17 protein-coding genes are annotated in these 20,508 nt (G+C 62.3%); 12 read left to right on the top strand and 5 right to left on the bottom strand.

Features of this window, described 5'->3' with window-relative positions; translation table 11 throughout:
* Positions 1-15: 15 nt before the first annotated feature.
* The 8 genes from nuoN to GR138_RS16380 all read left to right on the top strand — a co-directional run bounded on the left by nuoN (position 16) and on the right by GR138_RS16380 (position 8,939).
* Positions 16-1,458, top strand: coding sequence for an NADH-quinone oxidoreductase subunit NuoN (gene nuoN, locus GR138_RS16415; RefSeq protein WP_160860340.1), 1,443 nt, complete (start codon positions 16-18; stop codon positions 1,456-1,458).
* Between the two features lie 23 nt (positions 1,459-1,481).
* A complete protein-coding gene (locus GR138_RS16410) occupies positions 1,482-2,222 on the top strand; it encodes a biotin--[acetyl-CoA-carboxylase] ligase (protein WP_160860702.1) in 741 nt (246 codons plus the stop codon).
* A gap of 15 nt (positions 2,223-2,237) precedes the next feature.
* Entirely contained in the window at positions 2,238-3,905 is a 1,668-nt protein-coding gene (locus tag GR138_RS16405) for a ribonuclease J (RefSeq protein ID WP_160860339.1), read from the top strand.
* 200 nt (positions 3,906-4,105) lie between these two features.
* Positions 4,106-4,510, top strand: a complete 405-nt coding sequence (mce, locus tag GR138_RS16400) for a methylmalonyl-CoA epimerase (RefSeq protein ID WP_160860338.1) — start codon at positions 4,106-4,108, stop codon at positions 4,508-4,510.
* Positions 4,511-4,587: 77 nt separating this feature from the next.
* Positions 4,588-4,857 carry a DUF1467 family protein gene (locus GR138_RS16395; RefSeq protein ID WP_160860337.1) on the top strand — a complete coding sequence of 90 codons (270 nt, stop codon included), beginning with the start codon at positions 4,588-4,590 and terminating at the stop codon, positions 4,855-4,857.
* 715 nt (positions 4,858-5,572) lie between these two features.
* Positions 5,573-6,901: a proline--tRNA ligase gene (gene proS, locus GR138_RS16390; RefSeq protein ID WP_160860336.1), complete on the top strand. Its 1,329-nt coding sequence runs from the start codon at positions 5,573-5,575 to the stop codon at positions 6,899-6,901.
* 30 nt (positions 6,902-6,931) lie between these two features.
* Complete coding sequence (locus GR138_RS16385; protein WP_160860335.1) at positions 6,932-8,239, top strand: lipoprotein-releasing ABC transporter permease subunit; 1,308 nt, start codon at positions 6,932-6,934, stop codon at positions 8,237-8,239.
* 13 nt (positions 8,240-8,252) lie between these two features.
* Positions 8,253-8,939, top strand: a complete 687-nt coding sequence (locus GR138_RS16380) for an ABC transporter ATP-binding protein (protein ID WP_160860334.1) — start codon at positions 8,253-8,255, stop codon at positions 8,937-8,939.
* A gap of 27 nt (positions 8,940-8,966) precedes the next feature.
* Here the strand turns inward: GR138_RS16380 and GR138_RS16375 are convergent, their stop codons facing one another.
* Entirely contained in the window at positions 8,967-9,545 is a 579-nt protein-coding gene (locus GR138_RS16375) for a hypothetical protein (protein ID WP_160860333.1), read from the bottom strand.
* A gap of 344 nt (positions 9,546-9,889) precedes the next feature.
* On the opposite strand from GR138_RS16375, the gene dnaE reads away from it, so the two are divergent.
* Positions 9,890-13,387, top strand: coding sequence for a DNA polymerase III subunit alpha (gene dnaE, locus GR138_RS16370; RefSeq protein ID WP_160860332.1), 3,498 nt, complete (start codon positions 9,890-9,892; stop codon positions 13,385-13,387).
* A 75-nt stretch (positions 13,388-13,462) separates the two neighbouring features.
* On the opposite strand, the gene GR138_RS16365 is transcribed toward dnaE, so the two are convergent.
* Positions 13,463-13,861, bottom strand: coding sequence for a RidA family protein (locus GR138_RS16365; RefSeq protein WP_160860331.1), 399 nt, complete (start codon positions 13,859-13,861; stop codon positions 13,463-13,465).
* Between the two features lie 154 nt (positions 13,862-14,015).
* Here GR138_RS16365 and GR138_RS16360 point away from each other — a divergent pair, with 154 nt between their 5' ends.
* Positions 14,016-14,609, top strand: a complete 594-nt coding sequence (locus GR138_RS16360) for a TetR/AcrR family transcriptional regulator (protein WP_160860701.1) — start codon at positions 14,016-14,018, stop codon at positions 14,607-14,609.
* 110 nt (positions 14,610-14,719) lie between these two features.
* On the opposite strand, the gene GR138_RS16355 is transcribed toward GR138_RS16360, so the two are convergent.
* The 3 genes from GR138_RS16355 to GR138_RS16345 form a co-directional block, all read right to left on the bottom strand.
* Positions 14,720-16,033: a L,D-transpeptidase family protein gene (locus GR138_RS16355; protein WP_160860330.1), complete on the bottom strand. Its 1,314-nt coding sequence runs from the start codon at positions 16,031-16,033 to the stop codon at positions 14,720-14,722.
* Positions 16,034-16,164: 131 nt separating this feature from the next.
* A complete protein-coding gene (locus GR138_RS16350; RefSeq protein WP_160860329.1) occupies positions 16,165-17,511 on the bottom strand; it encodes a DNA polymerase IV in 1,347 nt (448 codons plus the stop codon).
* A gap of 123 nt (positions 17,512-17,634) precedes the next feature.
* Positions 17,635-17,934 (bottom strand): DUF3572 domain-containing protein, encoded by a 300-nt coding sequence (locus tag GR138_RS16345; RefSeq protein WP_160860328.1) that lies wholly within the window; start codon positions 17,932-17,934, stop codon positions 17,635-17,637.
* 141 nt (positions 17,935-18,075) lie between these two features.
* Here GR138_RS16345 and GR138_RS16340 point away from each other — a divergent pair, with 141 nt between their 5' ends.
* Complete coding sequence (locus tag GR138_RS16340) at positions 18,076-18,447, top strand: response regulator (RefSeq protein ID WP_010065708.1); 372 nt, start codon at positions 18,076-18,078, stop codon at positions 18,445-18,447.
* Positions 18,448-18,456: 9 nt separating this feature from the next.
* Complete coding sequence (locus GR138_RS16335) at positions 18,457-19,824, top strand: PleD family two-component system response regulator (RefSeq protein ID WP_160860327.1); 1,368 nt, start codon at positions 18,457-18,459, stop codon at positions 19,822-19,824.
* Positions 19,825-20,508: the final 684 nt, after the last annotated feature.

Raw genomic sequence — 20,508 nt, 5'->3', positions numbered from 1 at the left:
GACGGGACCCAAGACATGACTGCTGATACAATCCTCGCCAGCCTTCAGCTCTCGATCCCGGAGATCATTCTTGCCGTCGGTGCGCTCGCCCTGTTGATGGTCGGTGTGTTTTCCGGCGAGCGCTCGGGTACGACTGTGACCGGCCTTGCCGTCGCGCTGCTCATCATCTCCGGCCTCTGGCTGGTGCTTGCCACCGGCGAGGGCCAGGCCTATGGCGGCGCCTTCGTTTCCGATGCCTTCGCCAAGTTCATGAAGGTGCTGGCGCTGATCGGTTCCATCACCGCCATGGTGATGACCGTCGGCCACGCCCGCTCGGAACAGCTCGACCGCTTCGAGTTCCCCGTCCTCATCGTGCTTTCGACGCTCGGCATGCTGTTGATGATCTCGGCCAACAGCCTGCTGTCGCTCTATCTCGCGCTGGAACTGCAGTCGCTGGCGCTTTACGTCGTCGCCGCGATCAACCGCGACAGCCTGCGCTCCACGGAAGCTGGCCTGAAATACTTCGTGCTCGGCGCACTTTCCTCGGGCATGCTGCTCTACGGCATGTCGCTGGTCTACGGTTTCACCGGCCAGATCGGTTTCCAGGAAATCGCCGCCGCCTTGACGGCGGAAGGCCGTTCGCTCGGCCTCGTCTTCGGCCTGGTGTTCATCCTCGCCGGTCTCGCCTTCAAGATCTCGGCCGTGCCCTTCCACATGTGGACGCCGGACGTTTATGAAGGTGCGCCGACCCCCGTCACGGCCTTCTTCGCGGCCGCGCCGAAGGTCGCTGCCATGGCCATGCTGGTGCGCATCGTCATCGAAGCCTTCCAGCCGGTCGTCGCCGACTGGCAGCAGGTTGTCGTGTTCATCTCGATCGCCTCCATGCTGCTTGGCTCGTTCGCCGCGATCGGCCAGCGCAACATCAAGCGCCTGATGGCCTATTCCTCGATCGGTCACATGGGCTACGCGCTTGTCGGCCTCGCTTCCGGCTCCATGGCCGGCGTGCGTGGCGTGGCACTCTATATGCTGATCTACATGGTGATGACGCTCGGCACCTTTGCCTGCATCCTCGCCATGCGTCGCAAGGAAGGCGGCAATGTCGAGAACATCGATGATCTGTCGGGCCTCTCCTCGACCAACCCCTTCATGGCCACCGTGCTGACGATCCTGATGTTCTCGCTTGCCGGCATTCCGCCGATGGCGGGTTTCTTCGCCAAGTATTTCGTCTTCATGGCGGCGATCGAGGCGCACCTCTACGCGCTCGCCATCATCGGTGTGCTCGCCTCTGTCGTCGGCGCCTACTACTATCTGCGCATCATCAAGGTGATGTGGTTCGATGAGGCGACGGGCGAATTTGCCCGCACCGCCGGCGAACTGAAGCTGGTCTTCGGCCTGTCCGGCCTGTTCGTCCTCGGTTACGTGCTGATCGGTGGCCCGATCGGCAACGCGGCCGAAGCTGCGGCACGGACCTTCTTTTGAGCGGGCCCAGTCACCCGCGCCGGATGTCGCTCGATGACTTCCGGCACGAGGCGCTCAGCGATGTGGGCTCGACCAATACGGAATGCCTGGAGCGCGCCCGAAAGGGCGCGCTTTCCGGTCTCTGGATCACCGCGGAACGGCAGACGGGCGGGCGTGGGCGGCGCGGTCGCGCCTGGTTCTCCGAGCCCGGCAATCTCTACGCCTCGCTGCTCCTGACCGATCCGGCACCGATGGATCGGCTTGGCTCCCTGCCGCTCGCCGTCGCAGTCGCCGTGCAGGACGCGGTGAGCCGCATCATGCCGCTCGATGCCGCCGAGGTCGTGATCAAATGGCCGAACGACATCCTGGTGGATCGCCGCAAGGTCTGCGGCATCCTGATCGAAGGCGAGACGCTGCCCGACGGTCGGCATGGCCTGGTGATCGGTATCGGCATCAACGTGTCGGTGGCGCCGGATGCGCCGCTCTATCCCGTCGCGACGTTGCGTGAATTCGGCGCCTTCGCTTCCCCTGACGAACTTTTCGCCTATCTCTTCCAGTCCATGGCCGAAACCCTTGCGCTGTGGGACGGCGGCCACGGTATTTCCGCCATCATGGAACGCTGGAAACAGGTGGCTGGCGGCATTGGCGAAAACATAACGGTCAACCTTCCCGACCGTTCTATTTCCGGGCGCTTTTCCGGAATTGATGATACAGGTCTCCTGAAACTGGAGACGGATGACGGCGGCACGCGACTGATCGCGGCCGGCGACGTATTTTTTGGATAGGACTTTTTGAAGCCGATGGCAAAACAAGACGAACTGGTATTCCTGCCGCTTGGCGGCGTCGGCGAAATCGGCATGAACCTCGCGCTCTACGGCTACGGCCCGAAGGAGAACCGCCAGTGGATCATGGTCGATTGCGGCGTCACCTTTCCGGGGCCGGACCTGCCGGGCGTCGACCTGGTGCTGCCCGATATCCGTTTTCTCGCCAAGGAGCGTGAAAAGCTCAAGGGCATCATCATCACTCATGCCCACGAAGACCATTATGGCGCGCTGAACGATCTCTGGCCGGGCCTCAACGTCCCGGTCTATGCCTCGCCCTTCACGGCGGGCATGCTGGAAGCCAAGCGCAACTACGAGCGCAGCCGCACCGAAATCCCGGTGACGATCTTCAAGCAGGGCGACCGCATCAATGTCGGCCCTTTCGAAATCGAGGCGGTCGGCGTCAACCACTCCATCCCCGAGCCGATGTCGCTGGCGATCAAGACGCCGCTCGGCACCGTCATCCATACCGGCGACTGGAAGATCGACCTCGATCCGTCGCTCGGGCCGCTGACCGACGAAGCGCGCTTCCGCAAACTCGGCGACGAGGGCGTGCTAGCGCTGATCTGCGACAGCACGAACGCGTTGCGCGACGGCGTCTCGCCCTCGGAGCGCGAAGTCTCCGAAAGCCTCACCAAAATCATCGAAGCCGCCGAGGGCAGGGTGGGCATCACCACCTTCTCCTCGAATGTCGGTCGTATCCGTTCGATCGCCCAGGCTGCGGAAGCCGCCGGGCGCGAGGTGCTGCTGCTCGGCAGTTCCATGAAGCGCGTGACCGAGGTCGCCCGAGATATCGGCCTGATGGAAGGCCTGAAGCCGTTCATTGCGGAAGACGAGTTCGGTTACATCCCGCGCGACAAGGTCGTCGTCATCCTGACGGGCAGTCAGGGTGAGCCGCGCGCGGCGCTCGCCAAGATCGCCCGCGATGAGATGCGCAATGTCGCCTTCACGGATGGCGATACGATCATCTTCTCCTCGCGTGCCATTCCGGGCAACGAGAAGGCGATCAACGACATCAAGAACGGCCTGGTCGAACAGGGCATCAACGTCATTACCGATAGCGAGGCGCTGGTGCACGTTTCCGGCCATCCGCGCCGGACGGAACTGCAGCAGATGTATAGCTGGACGCGCCCCGCGATGGTCGTGCCGGTGCATGGCGAGGCGGTGCACCTGACGGCGCATGCCGAGCTTGCCGAACAGTCCGGTGTCGCCAACGTGCCGCGCGTGCGCAATGGCGATGTCCTCAAGCTCGCGCCGGGCGAGCCCGAGGTCGTGGACCACGCCCCCTTCGGCCGTATCTTCAAGGACGGCAACCTGATCGGCGACTATGAGGAAATGGGCATCGGCGATCGCCGCAAGCTCGCCTTCGTCGGCCATGTCGCCGTCAGCATCCTGCTCGACAGCCGTTTCGACTTCATGGGCGATCCTGAGGTCGAGCCCTTCGGCCTGCCGCAGTTCGATGACGAGGGCGAGGATATGGGCGACACGCTCTATGACGCCGTGCTCGGCGCCGTCGAAAGCATCCCGCGCGCCCGTCGCAAGGATCTGGAGATGGTGCGAGAATCCGTGCGCCGCGCCGTGCGCTCGACGGCAAACGAGATCTGGGGCAAGAAGCCAGTGGTCACGGTCTTCCTGACGAAAGTCTGACCCGGGCAAGCGCCAGCCCCTCATCCCGCTGCCGCGACCTTCTCCCCGTAAACGGGGAGAGGGGATTGAGGCGACCTCTTGCCTCGTACGGGCTTTCCGGGACGACGGTACGACATCCCCTTCGCCCCGCTTGCGGGGAGAAGGGGCCGGCAGGCGGGCGAGGGGCTTGTCCCAACGATGGCCCACAAGAGGAGACAGCCATGCTCGGTAAGGTCAATCACATCGCCATCGCCGTGCCGGATCTTGCCACCGCCACCGCGACCTATCGCGACACGCTGGGCGCTACGGTGTCCGCACCGCAGGCCTTGCCGGAGCATGGCGTGACGGTCGTCTTCGTCGAACTGCCGAACACCAAGGTGGAATTGCTTGAGCCGCTGGGCGCGGCTTCCCCCATCGCCGCCTTTCTCGAAAAATCGCCCGCCGGCGGCATGCATCATATCTGCTACGAGGTGGACGACATTCTCGCCGTCCGCGACCGGCTGGTGGCAAGCGGCGCGCGCGTGCTTGGCGATGGCAATCCGAAGACGGGCGCGCATGGCAAGCCGGTGCTCTTTCTCCACCCCAAGGATTTTCTAGGCACTTTGGTCGAACTCGAAGAGGTGTGACAGCACGCCGCCCTTCGGCCATTTGAACTTCACCCGCGACCGGCGTAAAAGACCGCCTGTCGCACGAGGGCTCGTCCATGCAGTGGTTTTCCTTTTTCGCCGTCTATTTCATCGTCTGGTGGTTGACGCTTTTTGCCGTACTGCCCTTCGGGATGAAGACCCAAGGCGAGGCACATGAGGTTGTGCCCGGTACGGTGGAAAGCGCGCCGGTGCGATTCCGTGGTGGCCGGGTGATGCTCATAACCACGCTCGTCTCCGCCATCATCTACGGCTGTTGGTACGTCGTGTCGGTGCGCCTCGGCTACGGCATCGACTCCATCCCGCAATTCATGCCGAATTTCAAATAGGCGGCCGCCACATAGGTTAACGTCCGTTCACCTCGCGAAAGCAAGCCATTCCCTGTCTTTGACGTCGTGCGGAATAGTCTTCCGTTTCTCGGCTGTCATATTGTGTCGGAAAAAGCCCGCCAGCGGCCCTTGATTGCCCTTGAGTCATGCAAACTGGCGCGGGTTTGTTCACCTTGCCTGAGGCGGAGTGTCGCAGCGGATGTCGCTGTGCGTCTTTGACGCATGGACGCGCGGCGAGAAATTGATAAAGCGAAAGTCGACTGGGGAAAAGGCAAAAAAAAACAAGGCTGAAAGCCTTGTTTTACAGGTATCGCGTGATCTCTATCCGTTGTGCGGTGGCAGCGTCTACGCGCGCCTAAGATCTGATCCTCCCAAGACTTGACCGCGAAATGGCAGGAATTTGTACTTCCTGCCTGTTTTGTGACCTGAAACTAGCCCAAAGCTTAGGCGTTGTCATCCGCTTTTTTTGCATTTTTGCTACAGTGGAATAAAATTTTTCCGTTGACAAGCCGCACGCAATTTCTGTTATTGACGCCCCCATTTTTCCGCCACATTTCTCGGAGTGGTCTGCGCCGGCCGGCACTGCTTCGGCCCGGCATCCCCACTCGGCGTGCCGGGTTTCCTTCCTGCGGCGAAGCGTTTATGAACGCGTGAAAATCAACGTCATTTTGCCCGATTCCCCGAATAGGGCGGATCAGTCCCGCTGGAAACCGATATGCGCCTTTCACGCTTCTTCCTGCCCATCCTCAAGGAAAACCCCAAAGAGGCCGAGATCGTCTCGCACCGGCTGATGCTGCGTGCCGGCATGGTCAAGCAGCAGTCCCAGGGTATCTACACCTGGTTGCCGCTCGGCAAACGCGTCCTGGACAAGGTGAATGCGATCATCCGCGAGGAGCAGAACCGCGCCGGCGCCATCGAGCTCTTGATGCCGACCTTGCAGTCCGCCGAACTCTGGCAGGAGAGCGGTCGTTACGACGCCTATGGCAAGGAGATGCTGCGCATCAAGGACCGCCAGGAGCGTCCGATGCTCTATGGTCCCACCAACGAGGAAATGATCACGGACGTCTTCCGGTCCTACGTGAAGTCCTACAAGGACCTGCCGCTCAACCTCTACCATATCCAGCTGAAATTCCGCGACGAGATCCGTCCGCGCTTCGGCACCATGCGCTCGCGCGAGTTCCTGATGAAGGACGCCTATTCCTTCGACCTGAACCGCGAAGGCGCCGTGCATGCCTATAACCGTATGTTCGCCGCCTACCTGCGCACCTTCACGCGCATGGGCCTGCGCGCTATTCCGATGCGCGCCGATACCGGCCCGATCGGTGGCGATCTCAGCCACGAGTTCATCATCCTGGCCGATACGGGCGAGTCAGAAGTCTTCTGCCACAAGGACTTTTTGAACTTTGACATTCCCGGCCTGGACACCAACTTCGACGACGCCGCAGGCCTGAAGGGCATTTTCGACAAATGGACCTCGCGCTATGCCGCGACCTCGGAAATGCACGACGCGCCCGCCTTCGAGGCGATCCCGGAAAGCGAACGCCTGTCGGCCCGCGGCATCGAGGTCGGCCATATCTTCTATTTCGGCACGAAATACTCCGAAGCCATGGGCGCCAAGGTTCAGGGCCCGGATGGCAAGGAGCACACGGTGCATATGGGCTCCTACGGCATCGGCCCGACGCGCCTCGTGCCGGCGATCATCGAAGCCTCGCATGACGAGAACGGCATCATCTGGCCGAAGGCCGTCGCCCCCTTCGAGGCGATCGTCATCAACATGAAGTCGGGTGATGCGGCCTGCGACGCCGCCTGCGAAACGATCTACGCTGCGCTCTCGAAAGCCGGCATCGACGTGCTGTACGACGACAAGGACGAGCGTGCCGGCGCCAAGTTCGCGACGGCCGATCTCATCGGTGCGCCGGTGCAGATCATCGCCGGCCCACGCGGCGTTGCCGCCGGCGAAGTCGAGATCAAGGATCGCAAGACCGGTGAACGCGAGACGCTGACCATCGAGGCGGCCATCAACCGCCTGACGTCCGGCAACTGATGCGGCGCGCCGGGGCAACGGGAGGGGACCATGGCTGACGCAGTGAGCGGTGCATCTGCAACCGAAGTGCAGGCCTACAAGAAGAACCGCCCGTTCTCCGCGTTCGAGCGGATGGTCGCCTGGCGCTACCTGCGCTCCCGGCGCAAGGAAGCTTTCATCTCGGTCATCGCCGGCTTCTCCTTCATCGGCATCATGCTGGGGGTTGCCACGCTGATCATCGTCATGGCTGTCATGAACGGCTTTCGCACGGAACTGATCTCGCGCATCCTCGGCATCAACGGCCACATGATCGTCCAGCCGATCGATACGCCGCTGAACGACTTTGCCAAGCTCTCCGAGCGGCTTTCCGCCATTCCGGGCGTCACCATGGCGATCCCGCTTGTCGAGGGCCAGACGCTGGCCCAGGGCACGGCCGGCGGCGGCACGGGCGCGCTGGTGCGCGGCATCCGCGCCGACGATCTTGCGAAGATGAAGGCGGTTTCGGATCACTTCAAGGAAGGTGACCTCGTCGGTTTCGCGGCCGGCGGCGGCGTGGCGATCGGTTCGCGCATGGCCGAGCAGCTTGGCCTCAGCGCCGGTGGGCAGATCACGCTGGTTGCGCCCGAAGGCGACGTGACGCCGCTCGGCGTCAATCCGCGCGTGAAAACCTACACGGTCTCCGCCGTCTTCGAGATCGGCATGTCGGAATATGACTCGTCGATCATCTACATGCCGCTGGACGAGGCGCAGCTTTACTTCAACTCCGAAGGCGTCGTGCAGTCGATCGAGCTGTTCGTGTCCAATCCGGACGCCGTCGACGCTCTGCGCCAGCCGATCGAGGCGGCCGCCGAACGGCAGATATTCATCACCGACTGGCGCCAGCGCAACCAGACCTTCTTCTCGGCCTTGCAGGTCGAGCGCAATGTCATGTTCATGATCCTGACGCTGATCGTGCTCGTCGCGGCGCTCAACATCATTTCCGGCCTCATCATGCTGGTGAAGGACAAGGGCAGCGACATCGCGATCCTGCGCACCATGGGCGCCACGTCCGGCGCGGTGATGCGCATCTTCTTCATGACGGGGGCTGCGATCGGCACGGTCGGCACCTTCGCCGGCGTGTTGCTCGGTGTCATCGTGTGCTTGAACGTCGAGTCAATCCGCCAGTTCTTCTCGTGGATTTCCGGCACGACGCTGTTCAACCCGGAACTCTATTTCCTGAGCCAGCTTCCGGCCGACATGAATGTCGGCGAGACGGTTTCGGTCATCCTCATGGCGCTGGTACTCTCGTTCCTTGCGACGATCTTCCCCGCCTGGCGTGCCTCCAAGCTCGATCCGGTCCAGGCCCTGCGGTACGAATAGGAACAAGAACGCCATGAATGCGCGCCTCGCTTTGGAACTCAAGGGCATCGAACGGCACTACGGCCAGGGCGAAACCCTGCTGACGATCCTCAAGGGCGCGGATTTCGCGCTGAAGAGCGGCGAGACGGTGGCCCTTGTCGCGCCGTCAGGGACCGGCAAGTCGACCCTCCTGCACATTGCGGGCCTGCTCGAAAAGCCGGATGCCGGCGAGGTCCTCGTCAACGGCCATTCCTGCGCGACGCTGTCCGACGACCAGCGCACGACGATCCGCCGCAACGAGATCGGCTTCGTCTACCAGTTCCATCACCTGCTGCCGGAATTCACCGCGCTGGAAAATATCATGATGCCGCAGCTGATCGGCGGCCTCTCCCGGGCGGAGGCGCGCGAACGCGCCGCCCAGTTGCTCGACTACATGCGCATCGGCCACCGGGCCGACCATCGCCCGTCGGAACTGTCCGGCGGCGAACAGCAGCGCGTGGCGATTGCCCGTGCCGTCGCCAATGCGCCGCTGCTGTTGCTCGCCGACGAGCCGACCGGGAACCTTGATCCGGAAACCGCCGGCTACGTCTTCGAGGCGCTCGAGGCACTCGCGCGCCAGTCGGGTCTCGCGGCGCTCATCGCCACCCACAATCACGAGCTTGCCGGCCTGATGGACCGTCGCGTGACGATCGAGGATGGGCTCGTGCGCGAGCTTGCCTGACAAGCGCGCGCACGAGAGGCGCAGACCTTAGTTGTCGAGCCCGCAGATGTTGCGGGCGATCTCGTCCTTCCAGTCCTTCAGCAGCACGAATTGTGCCTGGCCGGCGACGGCGCCGTGGCCGGCCTTGCCCTTGCCGGTCAGCACGTTGAGGTCGCATTCGCTTCCGCCATCCGGATTGAGCGTGTCGTAGGACGAGTAGGTGTAGCCCGCGACGATGAAATCGAAATTGCGATAGGCGATGGTCAGCGACTGCCGCCAGCGATCACGGCCGATTGAATCGTTTTTCGTCGTCAGCGTGAAGGAGCCGTTGGCGAGAGGCGTCAGCTCCGGCTCCTGGCCGTACATGGTCATGTTGCCCCAGATCGTGTTGGGTAGGGACAAAGCAAGCGTCAGCCGGTTCTCCTCCGGTTTGGCAACGTAGACATAGAGCCCGTTGTCATCCCCGCTATCGTCTCCCGGCGTTGCCACCAGGGCAAGATCCGGCGTGCCGTCCTTGTTCCAGTCGCCGCTTGCCATGGCGATGATGCGGTCTGCCGGAAAATCCGCGGCGGATGAAAAGGCGGGCAGGGCAGCCGACAGCATGAGCGCGGCAATCAACGACTTCATTTCAGTTCCTCCATTGGTTGAGGCGACCTTATTGCGCTGGCGAACGCCGGTCCAGTGGGGCTGTGGAAAGCTGTTGACATGAGAACAAGAATAGAACAAACTAGAAACATAAAAGGAAAGGGAGCCACAATGACCGATTTCTTTCGTGACCTTGCTGCATTCGCCTCCATGGCCATGTTCGTCGCCAGCTTCTCCGTCATCCTCTTTGGAATCTGACATTTCGCCGTTTGTCGCGTGAACACCGGTCCATCGTTAAGGAAACCGGGTGCAACACAAAGAACCGTCTGGACGGGACGGGTGCGAATCCGTTTAAGCTTCTTTCCTTGATTTGAAGGAAGAAGCCGATGGCGAGTGAAGCCCCAAAGACGGAGAGCGGAGCAACCGCGCAGACACCGCAATTCGTGCATCTGCGCGTCCATTCCGCCTTTTCGCTGCTGGAAGGCGCCTTGCCGATCAAGAAGATCATCGGCAAGGCGACGTCGGACCAGCAGCCGGCTATCGCCATCACCGACACGAACAACCTGTTCGCCGCGCTGGAATTTTCGCAGAAGGCGGTCGGCGACGGCATCCAGCCGTTGATCGGCTGTCAGCTGTCGATCGACATGGAAGACGAGGGTGAAGGCGAACGCCGCGGCGGGCAGGCGCAACTTCAGAAGCTGCCGTCAATCGTTCTCCTGGCCGCGACCGATGCCGGTTATGTTCGTCTTGTCGATCTTGTCAGCCGTGCCTATCTCGGCGGCGAAGGCAACCAGTCGGTCCGCATCGCCTATAGCTGGCTGGAGGAGGAAGGCGCCGAGGGGTTGATTGCGCTCACCGGCGCGCGCGGCGGGCCGATCGACACGGCTTTCCTGGCCGGGCAGCCCACCGTGGCGCGTGCGCGACTGGACGCGCTGAAACGGGTGTTCGGCGACCGTCTTTATATCGAATTGCAGCGCCACGGGCGTTATGACAAGCAGCATGAACGGCGCATGGTCGAGCTGGCCTATGCGCAGGATGTGCCGCTGGTCGCGACCAACGAACCGTTCTTTCCCGCACCGGACGATTATGACGCCCACGATGCGCTGATGGCGGTGGCGCACAATGCGATGGTGTCGGACGACAACCGCTTCCGCCTGTCGCCCGACCACTACCTCAAGAGCCGCAAGGACATGGCCAAGCTCTTTGCCGATCTGCCCGAGGCCCTGGAGAACACGGTCGAGATCGCGAAACGCTGCTCTTTCGTGCTGAAGACACGCAACCCCATCCTGCCGCGCTTCACCGGGGCGACGGATGATCCGGAGGAAGCGGAGCGTGCCGAATCGGCAGAACTTCGCCGCCAGTCCGTGGAAGGCCTCGAGAGCCGCATGGCGCTGCTCGGCCTGACGCCCGGTTATACCGAGCAGGACTATCGGGAACGGCTGGATTTCGAACTCAGCGTCATCGAGCGCATGAAGTTTCCCGGCTACTTCCTGATAGTTGCCGACTTCATCAAATGGGCCAAGCAACAGAACATTCCCGTCGGCCCCGGCCGTGGCTCGGGTGCAGGCTCGCTCGTTGCCTATGCGCTGACCATCACCGATGTGGACCCGCTGCGCTTCTCTCTGCTTTTCGAACGTTTCCTCAACCCGGAACGCGTCTCGATGCCCGACTTCGACATCGACTTCTGCCAGGATCGCCGCGAAGAGGTGATCCGTTACGTGCAGCAGAAATACGGCCGCGAGCAGGTGGCGCAGATCATCACCTTCGGTTCGTTGCAGGCGCGCGCCGCCTTGCGCGACGTCGGCCGCGTGCTGGAAATGCCCTATGGCCAGGTCGACAAGATCTGCAAGCTCGTGCCGAACAACCCCGCCAATCCGACGCCGCTCTCCAAGGCGATCGAGGAGGAGCCGAAGCTTCAGGAGGAGGCGGAAAAAGAGCCGGTCGTCGGACGCCTGCTCGATATCGCCCAGAAGATCGAAGGCCTTTACCGCCACGCCTCGACCCACGCTGCCGGCATTGTGATCGGTGACCGGCCGCTCTCGAAGCTGGTGCCGATGTACCGCGACCCGCGCTCCGACATGCCGGTCACCCAGTTCAACATGAAATGGGTGGAGCAGGCGGGGCTCGTAAAATTCGACTTCCTCGGCCTCAAGACGCTGACGGTTCTGAAGACCGCGGTCGATTTCATTCGCAAGCGCGGCATCGAGGTGAAGCTCGAAAGCCTGCCGCTCGATGATCAACTGACCTACGAGATGCTGTCGCGCGGCGAGACGGTCGGCGTGTTCCAGGTGGAAAGTGCCGGCATGCGCAAGGCGCTAATCGGCATGCGGCCGGACTGCATCGAGGACATCATCGCGCTGGTGGCGCTCTACCGCCCGGGCCCGATGGAGAACATCCCGGTCTACAATGCCCGTAAACACGGCGAGGAGGAGATCGAGTCGATCCATCCGTCGATCGACCACCTGCTGAAGGAAACGCAGGGCGTTATCGTCTACCAGGAACAGGTGATGCAGATCGCCCAGGTCCTGTCGGGCTATTCGCTCGGCGAAGCCGACCTGCTGCGTCGCGCCATGGGCAAGAAGATCAAGGAGGAGATGGACAAGCAGCGCGCCCGCTTCGTCGACGGCGCCGTCAAGAACGGCGTGTCGAAGCCGCAGTCCGACCTGATCTTCGATCTGCTTGCCAAGTTCGCCAACTATGGCTTCAACAAGTCGCACGCCGCCGCCTATGCCATCGTCTCCTACCAGACGGCCTATCTGAAGGCGCATTACCCGGTCGAGTTCCTCGCCGCGTCGATGACCTACGATATGTCCAACACGGACAAGCTGAACGATTTCCGGCAGGATGCCGGCCGCCTCGGCATTGCGGTCATCCCGCCCTCCGTTCAGACCTCGTTCGCGCATTTCGAAACCGGCGAGAACCGCATCTACTACGCGCTCGCCGCTATCAAGGGTGTGGGCGAAGCGGCGGTGCAGCATATCGTCCAGGTCCGCGGCGATGCGCCGTTCAAGAGCCTCGAGGATTTCTGCACGCGCATCGATCCGAAATTCGTCAATCGCCGCGTCTTCGAAAGCCTGATCATCGCCGGCGCCTTCGATTGTTTCGGCCATGACCGTGCCGCCATGATCGCCGGCCTCGACCGACTGCTGGGGGCCGCCCAGCGCGCGCAGGAGAACAAGACGAGCGGACAGGGCGATATTTTCGGCATGGGGGCGGCAACCGGGCCGGAGGTCATCACGCTGCCGTCCTATACGCCCTGGCTCGCCTCTGAAAAGCTGCACCGCGAATTCCAGGTGCTCGGTTTCTTCCTGTCCGCCCACCCGCTCGATACCTATGCACCCATCCTCTCGAAGATGCGCGTGCAGACGTTTGCCGATTTCGCCGTGGCGGTGAAGCGCGGCGCCACCGCCGGCCGTCTGGCCGGCACGGTGACGTCGAAGCAGGAGCGCAAGACGCGCACCGGCAACAAGATGGGCATCGTCGCCTTTTCGGATTCGTCCGGCCAGTTCGAGGCGGTGCTGTTTTCGGAAATGCTGAACCAGTACCGCGACCTGCTGGAGGCTGGCAAATCGCTGGTCATGACGGTGCAGGCGGAAGAGCGCCCGGAAGGCATCGGCCTGCGCATCCAGACGCTGCGTTCGCTGGAGGAAGAATCGCTCCAGACGCAGAAGGCGCTGCGTGTCTACGTTCGCGATTCCGGTCCGCTGCGCTCCATCGCCGCGCACCTCAACACCAAGGGTGACGGCCTCGTTTCCTTCATCGTCATCAAGGAAAACGGCCAGCGCGAAATCGAGGTGGAGTTGAACGACCGCTTCCGCATCTCCGCCGAAATCGCCGCCGCCATGCGCTCGACGCCCGGCGTGCTCGACGTGGAATTGGTCTAAAAGGCGCGGCGGCAGAAGCAGCCACCACACGAAACCGGCCGCTCTCGTCGAGCGGCCGGTTTTTTGTTTCACGTCCTATCGTTCGGCAGGGATGCGCGCGATGACCTTGATCTCGAAATCAAACCCGGAGAGCCAGGTTACGCCAACAGCGGTCCAGTTCGGATAGGGTTTCTCGCTGAAAACCTCCTGCTTGACGGTCATGATGGTGCCGAACTGGTTCGCCGGATCGGTATGAAACGACGTCACATCGACGATATCGTCGAAGGTGCCGCCCGCCGCCGCAAGCGTGGCCTCGAGGTTCTCGAAGGCCAGTCGGACCTGCTTTTCGAAATCCGGTTCAGGCGTTCCATCGGGACGGCTGCCGACCTGTCCGGACACGAACAGAAGGTCGCCGGAGCGAATGGCGGGCGAATATCCGTGCGCTTCGTAGAGGGCGTGCCTGTTTGCCGGGAAAACGGCGTCGCGCTTTGTCATCTTGATCTCTCTTCGTCAGTGTTGAACGGCGCCCGATGCGCCAGCCGTCGCTTAACAAGCAGTGGCTTTTCATATACGGTGCGTATATGAAATTGGGTGTATGCGCGCCGTATGTCAAGTTGATATACGCGCCGTATATGAAATTGGGGATGAGATGGCGAACCGACGCATTGAAATGATGGAGGAAAATCGGGTCAAGCTGATCGCGGCTGCCCGAAAGGCTTTTGCCGAAAGGGGCTATTCCGCCGCTTCCATGGACGACCTGACCGCTGCGGTCGGCCTCACCCGCGGCGCTCTCTACCATAATTTCGGTGACAAGCGCGGATTGCTGGCCGCTGTTGTCAATCAGATCGATTCCGAAATGGCGATGCGCGCGAAAGCCGTTGGCGCCGGCGCGCAGGACGACTGGCAGGGCCTATTGGCGGAAGGCACCGCCTATATCGAGATGGCGCTCGATCCCGAAGTCCAGCGCATCGTCCTGCTCGATGGACCGGCGGTTCTGGGCGATCCCGCACGATGGCCAAGCCAGAGCAACTGTTTGCAGGCAACGCAGGCAACCGTAGAGCGGCTCATCGCTCAACGCATCCTCAAACCGGTCGATGCGGAAGCAGCCGCCCGGCTTTTGAGCAGTGCTGCCCTCAATGCCGCACTGTGGATCGCCGCCAGTGAGCATCCAAAAGAGGTTCTGCCGAAGGCCGTCGAGGCGTTCCAGGCGCTGGTGACGGGCCTCCTGGCGCGTCCCGCGTAAGAGGCGTCGCGCACAAAACCCAGCCCCCGCCTGTCTCAGCGGCGATGGTGCGCGCCGTCCCGTGTTCTTACAGACCGATGGTCGCGCGGGAAGCCGGAGGTCTCCACCCGTCAGTTCACGCGCGTGATGGACGAGGACTTCTTTTTCTTCGTCTTCTTGCCGCCCTGAACGGCCGAGGCCTCCGCCTTCTGAACCTTCCGCGTCACGGTGATGAAGTCGGTGCCGTCGCCTGTCTCTCCGCCAAGATCGGTGTCGGAGATGGACAGGGAGACGCCTTCGCCCATCAGGTCCGAGATGCGCATGCGTGTGTCGTCCGGGATATCGAGGCGGTCGAGTGTCCTGGTCAGCGCATCCGGTGCGGACGCGTCCGCTTCCGTCGCGATGCCGAGGCGCTTCAGGGTTGCCTTCGGGAGCTGGTTATCCATGCTCACGCCGTACCACTCCGCCGTGCCCTTGTCGGCATCGACCGCGCGGGCGATGAGGAAATGCGTGCCGAGCGCGATCTCGGGATTGCGGATGGTGATGGGCGCCTCCAGCAGGGGCTTGAATTTCTGGCGCACAAGGATCTGGCCGTTCGGCGGCGTGCCCTTGCCGGCCTTGGCATAGATGGCGGCGATGAGCTCCGGCGTGACGGTGCCGCCGTCCGTGAGGCCTTCCGTAAGCTGGAAGGCACGGATGGCGGCCACCGTCTGTTTGCCGTGCAGTCCGTCCGGCACGCCGGCATCATAGCCGAGCGATGTCAACAAGCCCTGCAGATCCCGCATCATGTCGCGATCGCCGCGGCGGGTGATGAGAATGCGGACCGGGTCCCGTTCCGTCCGCTCGATGACCGGGGTCAGAACCTCCGGTTTCGGATCGGTCATGGCGACCTCGACGCTCTTGTCGCCGGCTTCGATCAAGGCGGGGCGCAGGTCCGCCTGCGACAGCAGCGGCGTATCCGGCAGGACGACGACAGGCTTGAACAGGGCGGCGTGCACGATGCGCTGCGGCACGATCTCGCGGTCGGTGATCAGAACATGGCCACCGCGCCGCGTGGTGCTGAAGAGCGTCTTGGCGAAGGCGTTCGGCAGGCGCACGCAGCCATGCGAGGCCGGGTAGGAGGGCACGCTGTTGGACGCGTGCAGCGCAATGCCGGACCATGTCAGCCGCTGCATGAAAGGCATCGGCGCGCTGTCATAGAGATTGGAGAAATGCGAGCGTTTCTTCTCGATGATGGAGAAGATGCCGGTCGGCGTCGAATGGCCGGCCTTGCCGGTGGAAACGCGCGAGGTGGCGATCACCACGCCGCCATCATAGATCTTCAGCTCCTGCAGGTCCTTCGACACGATGATCTGGAGCGGGCCTTCGAGCGTGCCGCCAAGCGCGGTGCCGCAGCTCAGCATCAGACCCAGAATACTCATGCCAGCGGCGATACGAAACTTCATGTGACCCATCCGTACGCAATACAAACCGTCGGGAAGCGTAGGGCATCCGGTTTAAGGAAGGCTTGATGCACCGCCCTGATCCCCCGATCTGTGCCATCCCAGTGCAGGCAGTAACGCCGGATACCGGGGATTTATTCGGTGGGGGTGTCGGGGTTTCCGGCGGATTTGAGGGTCAACTTTTCGTGAAAACGTTCTGCCCGCGATTTGCCGAACGTATAGCCGGTCTCCACGCTCGCCTTGCCGAATTTGTCGCGCAGCGTGTTCATCGCGGCTTCTGCCGCCGCGCGGCGCGTGGCGGCGGGGTCGACGAGATCGGGCGGGTCGGCGCGGCCGGGATCGGCGAGGTCGCTGACGCCGATGCCGATCAGGCGGTATTTCGTGCCGTCGGTTTCCTTGCGCAGGAGCTCCATGCCGGTGCGGAAGATCTTGTCGGCGAGCATGGTCGGGTCTTCAAGCTTGCGGTTGCGTGTCCGGCTCTTGAAATCGGCGGTTTTCAGCTTGAGCACGACGGTATGGCCGGCAATGCCGGATTTGCGCAGCCGCGCGGCGACCTTCTCGCTGAGGTGGCGCAGATGCGTCACCAACGCGTCATACCCCGAAATGTCGTCGAAGAAGGTGGTTTCCGCCGAAACGCTTTTCGCCGGGTCGTTGATATGGACCTCGCGGTCGTCCTGGCCGCGGGAGAGGTTGAAGAGGCGCTTGCCCATCACGCCGTAGCGGCGCATCAGGTCGGTTTCCTCCATGGTCTGGAGTTGGCCGACGGTACGGATGCCATCGCGCTCCAGCGTCTCCGCAAAGGCCTTTCCGACGCCCCAGATCAGGCGCACCGGTTTGTCACGCAGGAAGTCCAAGGCCTCGGCCTCGCCGATGACGGAAAAGCCGCGCGGCTTGTTGAGGTCGGAGGCGACCTTGGCGAGAAATTTGCAGTAGGAAAGGCCGATCGAAATGGTGATGCCGACCTCCTTCTCGACGCGCTGGGCGAATCTCGCGAGCACGCGGGCAGGGGGATCGTGGTGCAGACGCTCGGTGCCTCTCAGTTCCAGGAACGCCTCGTCGATGGAAAGCGGCTGCACGAGCGGTGTCAGTTCCTGCATCATCGTGCGGATCTCGCGACCGACGCGCACGTATTTTTCCATGTCCGGCCGGACGACGACGGCTTGGGGGCAGGCTTCCAGCGCCTTGAACATCGGCATGGCGGAGCGAACCCCATGGATGCGCGCGATATAACAGGCCGTCGAGACGACGCCCCGTTTGCCGCCGCCGATGATGACGGGCTTGTCTGCAAGCTCCGCATTGTCGCGTTTCTCGATCGACGCATAGAAGGCGTCGCAATCGATATGGGCGAGCGTCAGGTCGTAGAGCTCGTCATGGTAGACGAGACGCGGACTGCCGCAGGCCCGGCATCGGCGCAGGCCAGCGGGCTGCCCGGCAAGGCAGTCGCGGCAGAAGCCCGGAAAATGCATGGTCGCGGTGCTCATGGTCGGGAACAAATATTGAACATCGCGACATTACTGCTTAAATCTACGAGTCTCAACAGTCGCCGAGGCTGAATGCATGACAACGCACAAGCATACGCATGCCGGCCTTTTCAGGCCGGGTGGTCAGAAATCGTTGCTGCCATACGGGCCCGAAAGGATCGCATGGGCCCGCACGACCGCTTCCGGTTGCACACCCGTCGCTGCGCTGAATGCCAACAATGTCGGCTCGTGCTCCATCAGGAAATCGACGATGCCGGCGAGAAAGGCTGGATCGTTCACCGCGTTGCGAACTTCGGCAGGAGCGACGCCGGTCAGGGCCAGGAAACGCGAGAGCAATTCGGGCTCCCCAGCAAGCCAGCCGAGGATAGTGACGGCGGTAGCCTCCGCGTCTTCCGTCGCGGCTGTATCTTTTTGGCTTTTCATCGTTCTTCCTCGGGAAATTTACCTTTTAATCAACCAAGTGACGCTAACGTGCTCGCAGTCGGGCTGGGCGATTTCGGCTTTGCCGCAACTTATCGATCTCCCAAAAGGTTGCAAGGCCGACGAGAGGAACAGGGACGCACGATGCCCAAACAGGTGATGATTGTCGAGGACAACGAGCTGAACATGAAGCTCTTCCGGGACCTCATCGAGGCATCCGGATATACCACGATCCAGACCAGGAATGGTATGGAAGCCCTTGATCTCGCGCGCAAATACCGGCCTGACCTGATCCTGATGGACATTCAGCTTCCGGAGGTTTCCGGCCTTGAGGTCACCAAGTGGCTGAAGGAAGACGACGAGCTGCACGTCATTCCGGTGATTGCCGTCACGGCCTTCGCCATGAAGGGCGACGAGGAGCGTATCCGCCAGGGCGGCTGCGAGGCCTATGTGTCCAAGCCGATTTCGGTGCCGAAATTCATCGAAACCATCAAAACCTATCTCGGCGACGCGTGAGGCCGGCCAATGACAGCACGCATTCTCGTCGTTGATGATATCCCCGCAAACGTGAAGCTGCTCGAAGCGCGGTTGCTTGCGGAATATTTCGACGTGCTGACGGCCGATAACGGCTACGACGCGCTGGCGATGTGCGAACGCACGCAGGTCGATCTCATCCTGCTCGACATCATGATGCCGGGTATCGACGGTTTCCAGGTCTGCGAGCGCCTGAAGGCCAACCCGCGCACCGCCCATATTCCCGTCGTCATGGTGACGGCGCTCGACCAGCCGTCCGACCGCGTCCGCGGCCTGAAAGCCGGCGCCGACGATTTTCTGACCAAGCCGGTCAACGACCTCCAGCTCATGTCACGGGTGAAAAGTCTCGTGCGTCTGAAGACGCTGACGGACGAGCTGCGCATGCGTGCGGCCACTGCGCGCGCCATTTCCATGGAAGAGGGGCTGGACGATTCGCTGGGCGACGAGCCGGGCGACGTTCTCCTCGTCGACGGGCGCGCCAGTTCGCAGGAGCGCATTGCCCGTGCCCTGAAGCCCATTGCCGACGTGACCTCCATTTCGGATCCGCAGGCCGCACTCTTCCAGGCGGCTGAAAGCAATTTCGAGCTGGTGATCGTCAACGCCAATTTCGATTCGTACGATCCGTTGCGCCTGTGCTCACAGCTCCGCTCGCTGGAGCGCACGCGCTTCCTGCCGATCCTGCTGGTCGCCGAGCAGGGCGATGACGAACTGGTGGTGCGCGCGCTCGATCTCGGCGTGACGGACTATCTGATGCGGCCGATCGACCCGAATGAACTGATTGCCCGCAGCCTCACGCAGATCCGCCGCAAGCGCTGCAACGACCGTCTGCGCGCCAGCGTGCGCCAGACCATCGAACTTGCCGTGACGGACGGCCTGACCGGCCTGCACAACCGCCGCTACCTCGATACGCATATGAAGCTCCTGATCGACCGCGCCACGGCGCGCGGCCGTCCGCTGTCGGTGTGCATCACCGATATCGACCGCTTCAAACTGGTCAACGATACCTACGGGCACGATGCCGGTGACGCCGTGCTGCGCGAATTCGCCAACCGCGTCCGTTCCGCCGTGCGCGGCGCCGACCTTGCCTGCCGCTACGGCGGGGAGGAATTCGTTCTGGTGATGCCGGATACGTCTGCCGAGATGGCGGCAGGTGTCGCCGAGCGGCTCCGTACGATCGTCGAGCGGGAGCCGTTCCGCATTCCTGGCACGGACGTCTTCCTGCCCGTAACGGCCTCGCTCGGCCTCGCCTCGGCACTGCCGGCGGGCGATACGCCGGAGGCCTTGCTCAAGCGGGCCGATGCGGCCATGTACGAGGCGAAGCGTTCCGGGCGGAACCGCGTCGTGGCCGCCGCGGCCTGAATCGCCCGTTTCCCCGGCTCTGCCTAAGACTTGTCCACAGGCACGTTCGCATCCTGGGTGTTTGCCTTTAAATTCGGACGGTTGCCGGAAAATGCTCTCAAGATCGAAGCGGGCGCTCTGCCTGTTGCGGATACCGGAACATGGCGCGAAATTTGCCCATAAATAGCACTATTTTCTTTTGGCGAGCCTTATCAATGGGTTGTGCTTCGCGAAATTTACTCGTCTGACGCCATGGTGTTTGCCTGGGTTGCAAGGCATTCGCTTCAAGGTTGACGTAACGTCGACCATCATTGTCGTGATCCATGACGTAAGTGATGCTTGACGGGACAATCACAACCATCGCGGTTAACTATGAGACAACACCGCGTCGCCGGAGCGTTAAGAATTCGTTGATTTTTTTTCGCTTTCGCGCGATGCTCAACTCATAGGCGGCAAACAAGGCCGCACAACCGGTTACCCCATGATGCTAGGTCCGCCGCATCTCCTGGGTCGTGGGGTCGGTCGGTCAGCTACGACAAATACGGAATCCTCGTGCCGTCGTCGTGTCTGACCGACCCCCAATTCAACGCCGCTCCCGTTCAGGGGGCGGCGTTTTTGATTCGGTGGTCCCTTAAAGTTTGCGCCGTTTTGCGCAAAAGAAAAGGCGCCGGACGTTTCCGTCCAGCGCCTTTGCGAACCTGATCG

Source organism: Shinella kummerowiae (genome assembly GCF_009827055.1).
Taxonomy (GTDB): domain Bacteria; phylum Pseudomonadota; class Alphaproteobacteria; order Rhizobiales; family Rhizobiaceae; genus Shinella; species Shinella kummerowiae.
This window is presented reverse-complemented; position numbering and strand designations above follow the sequence as displayed.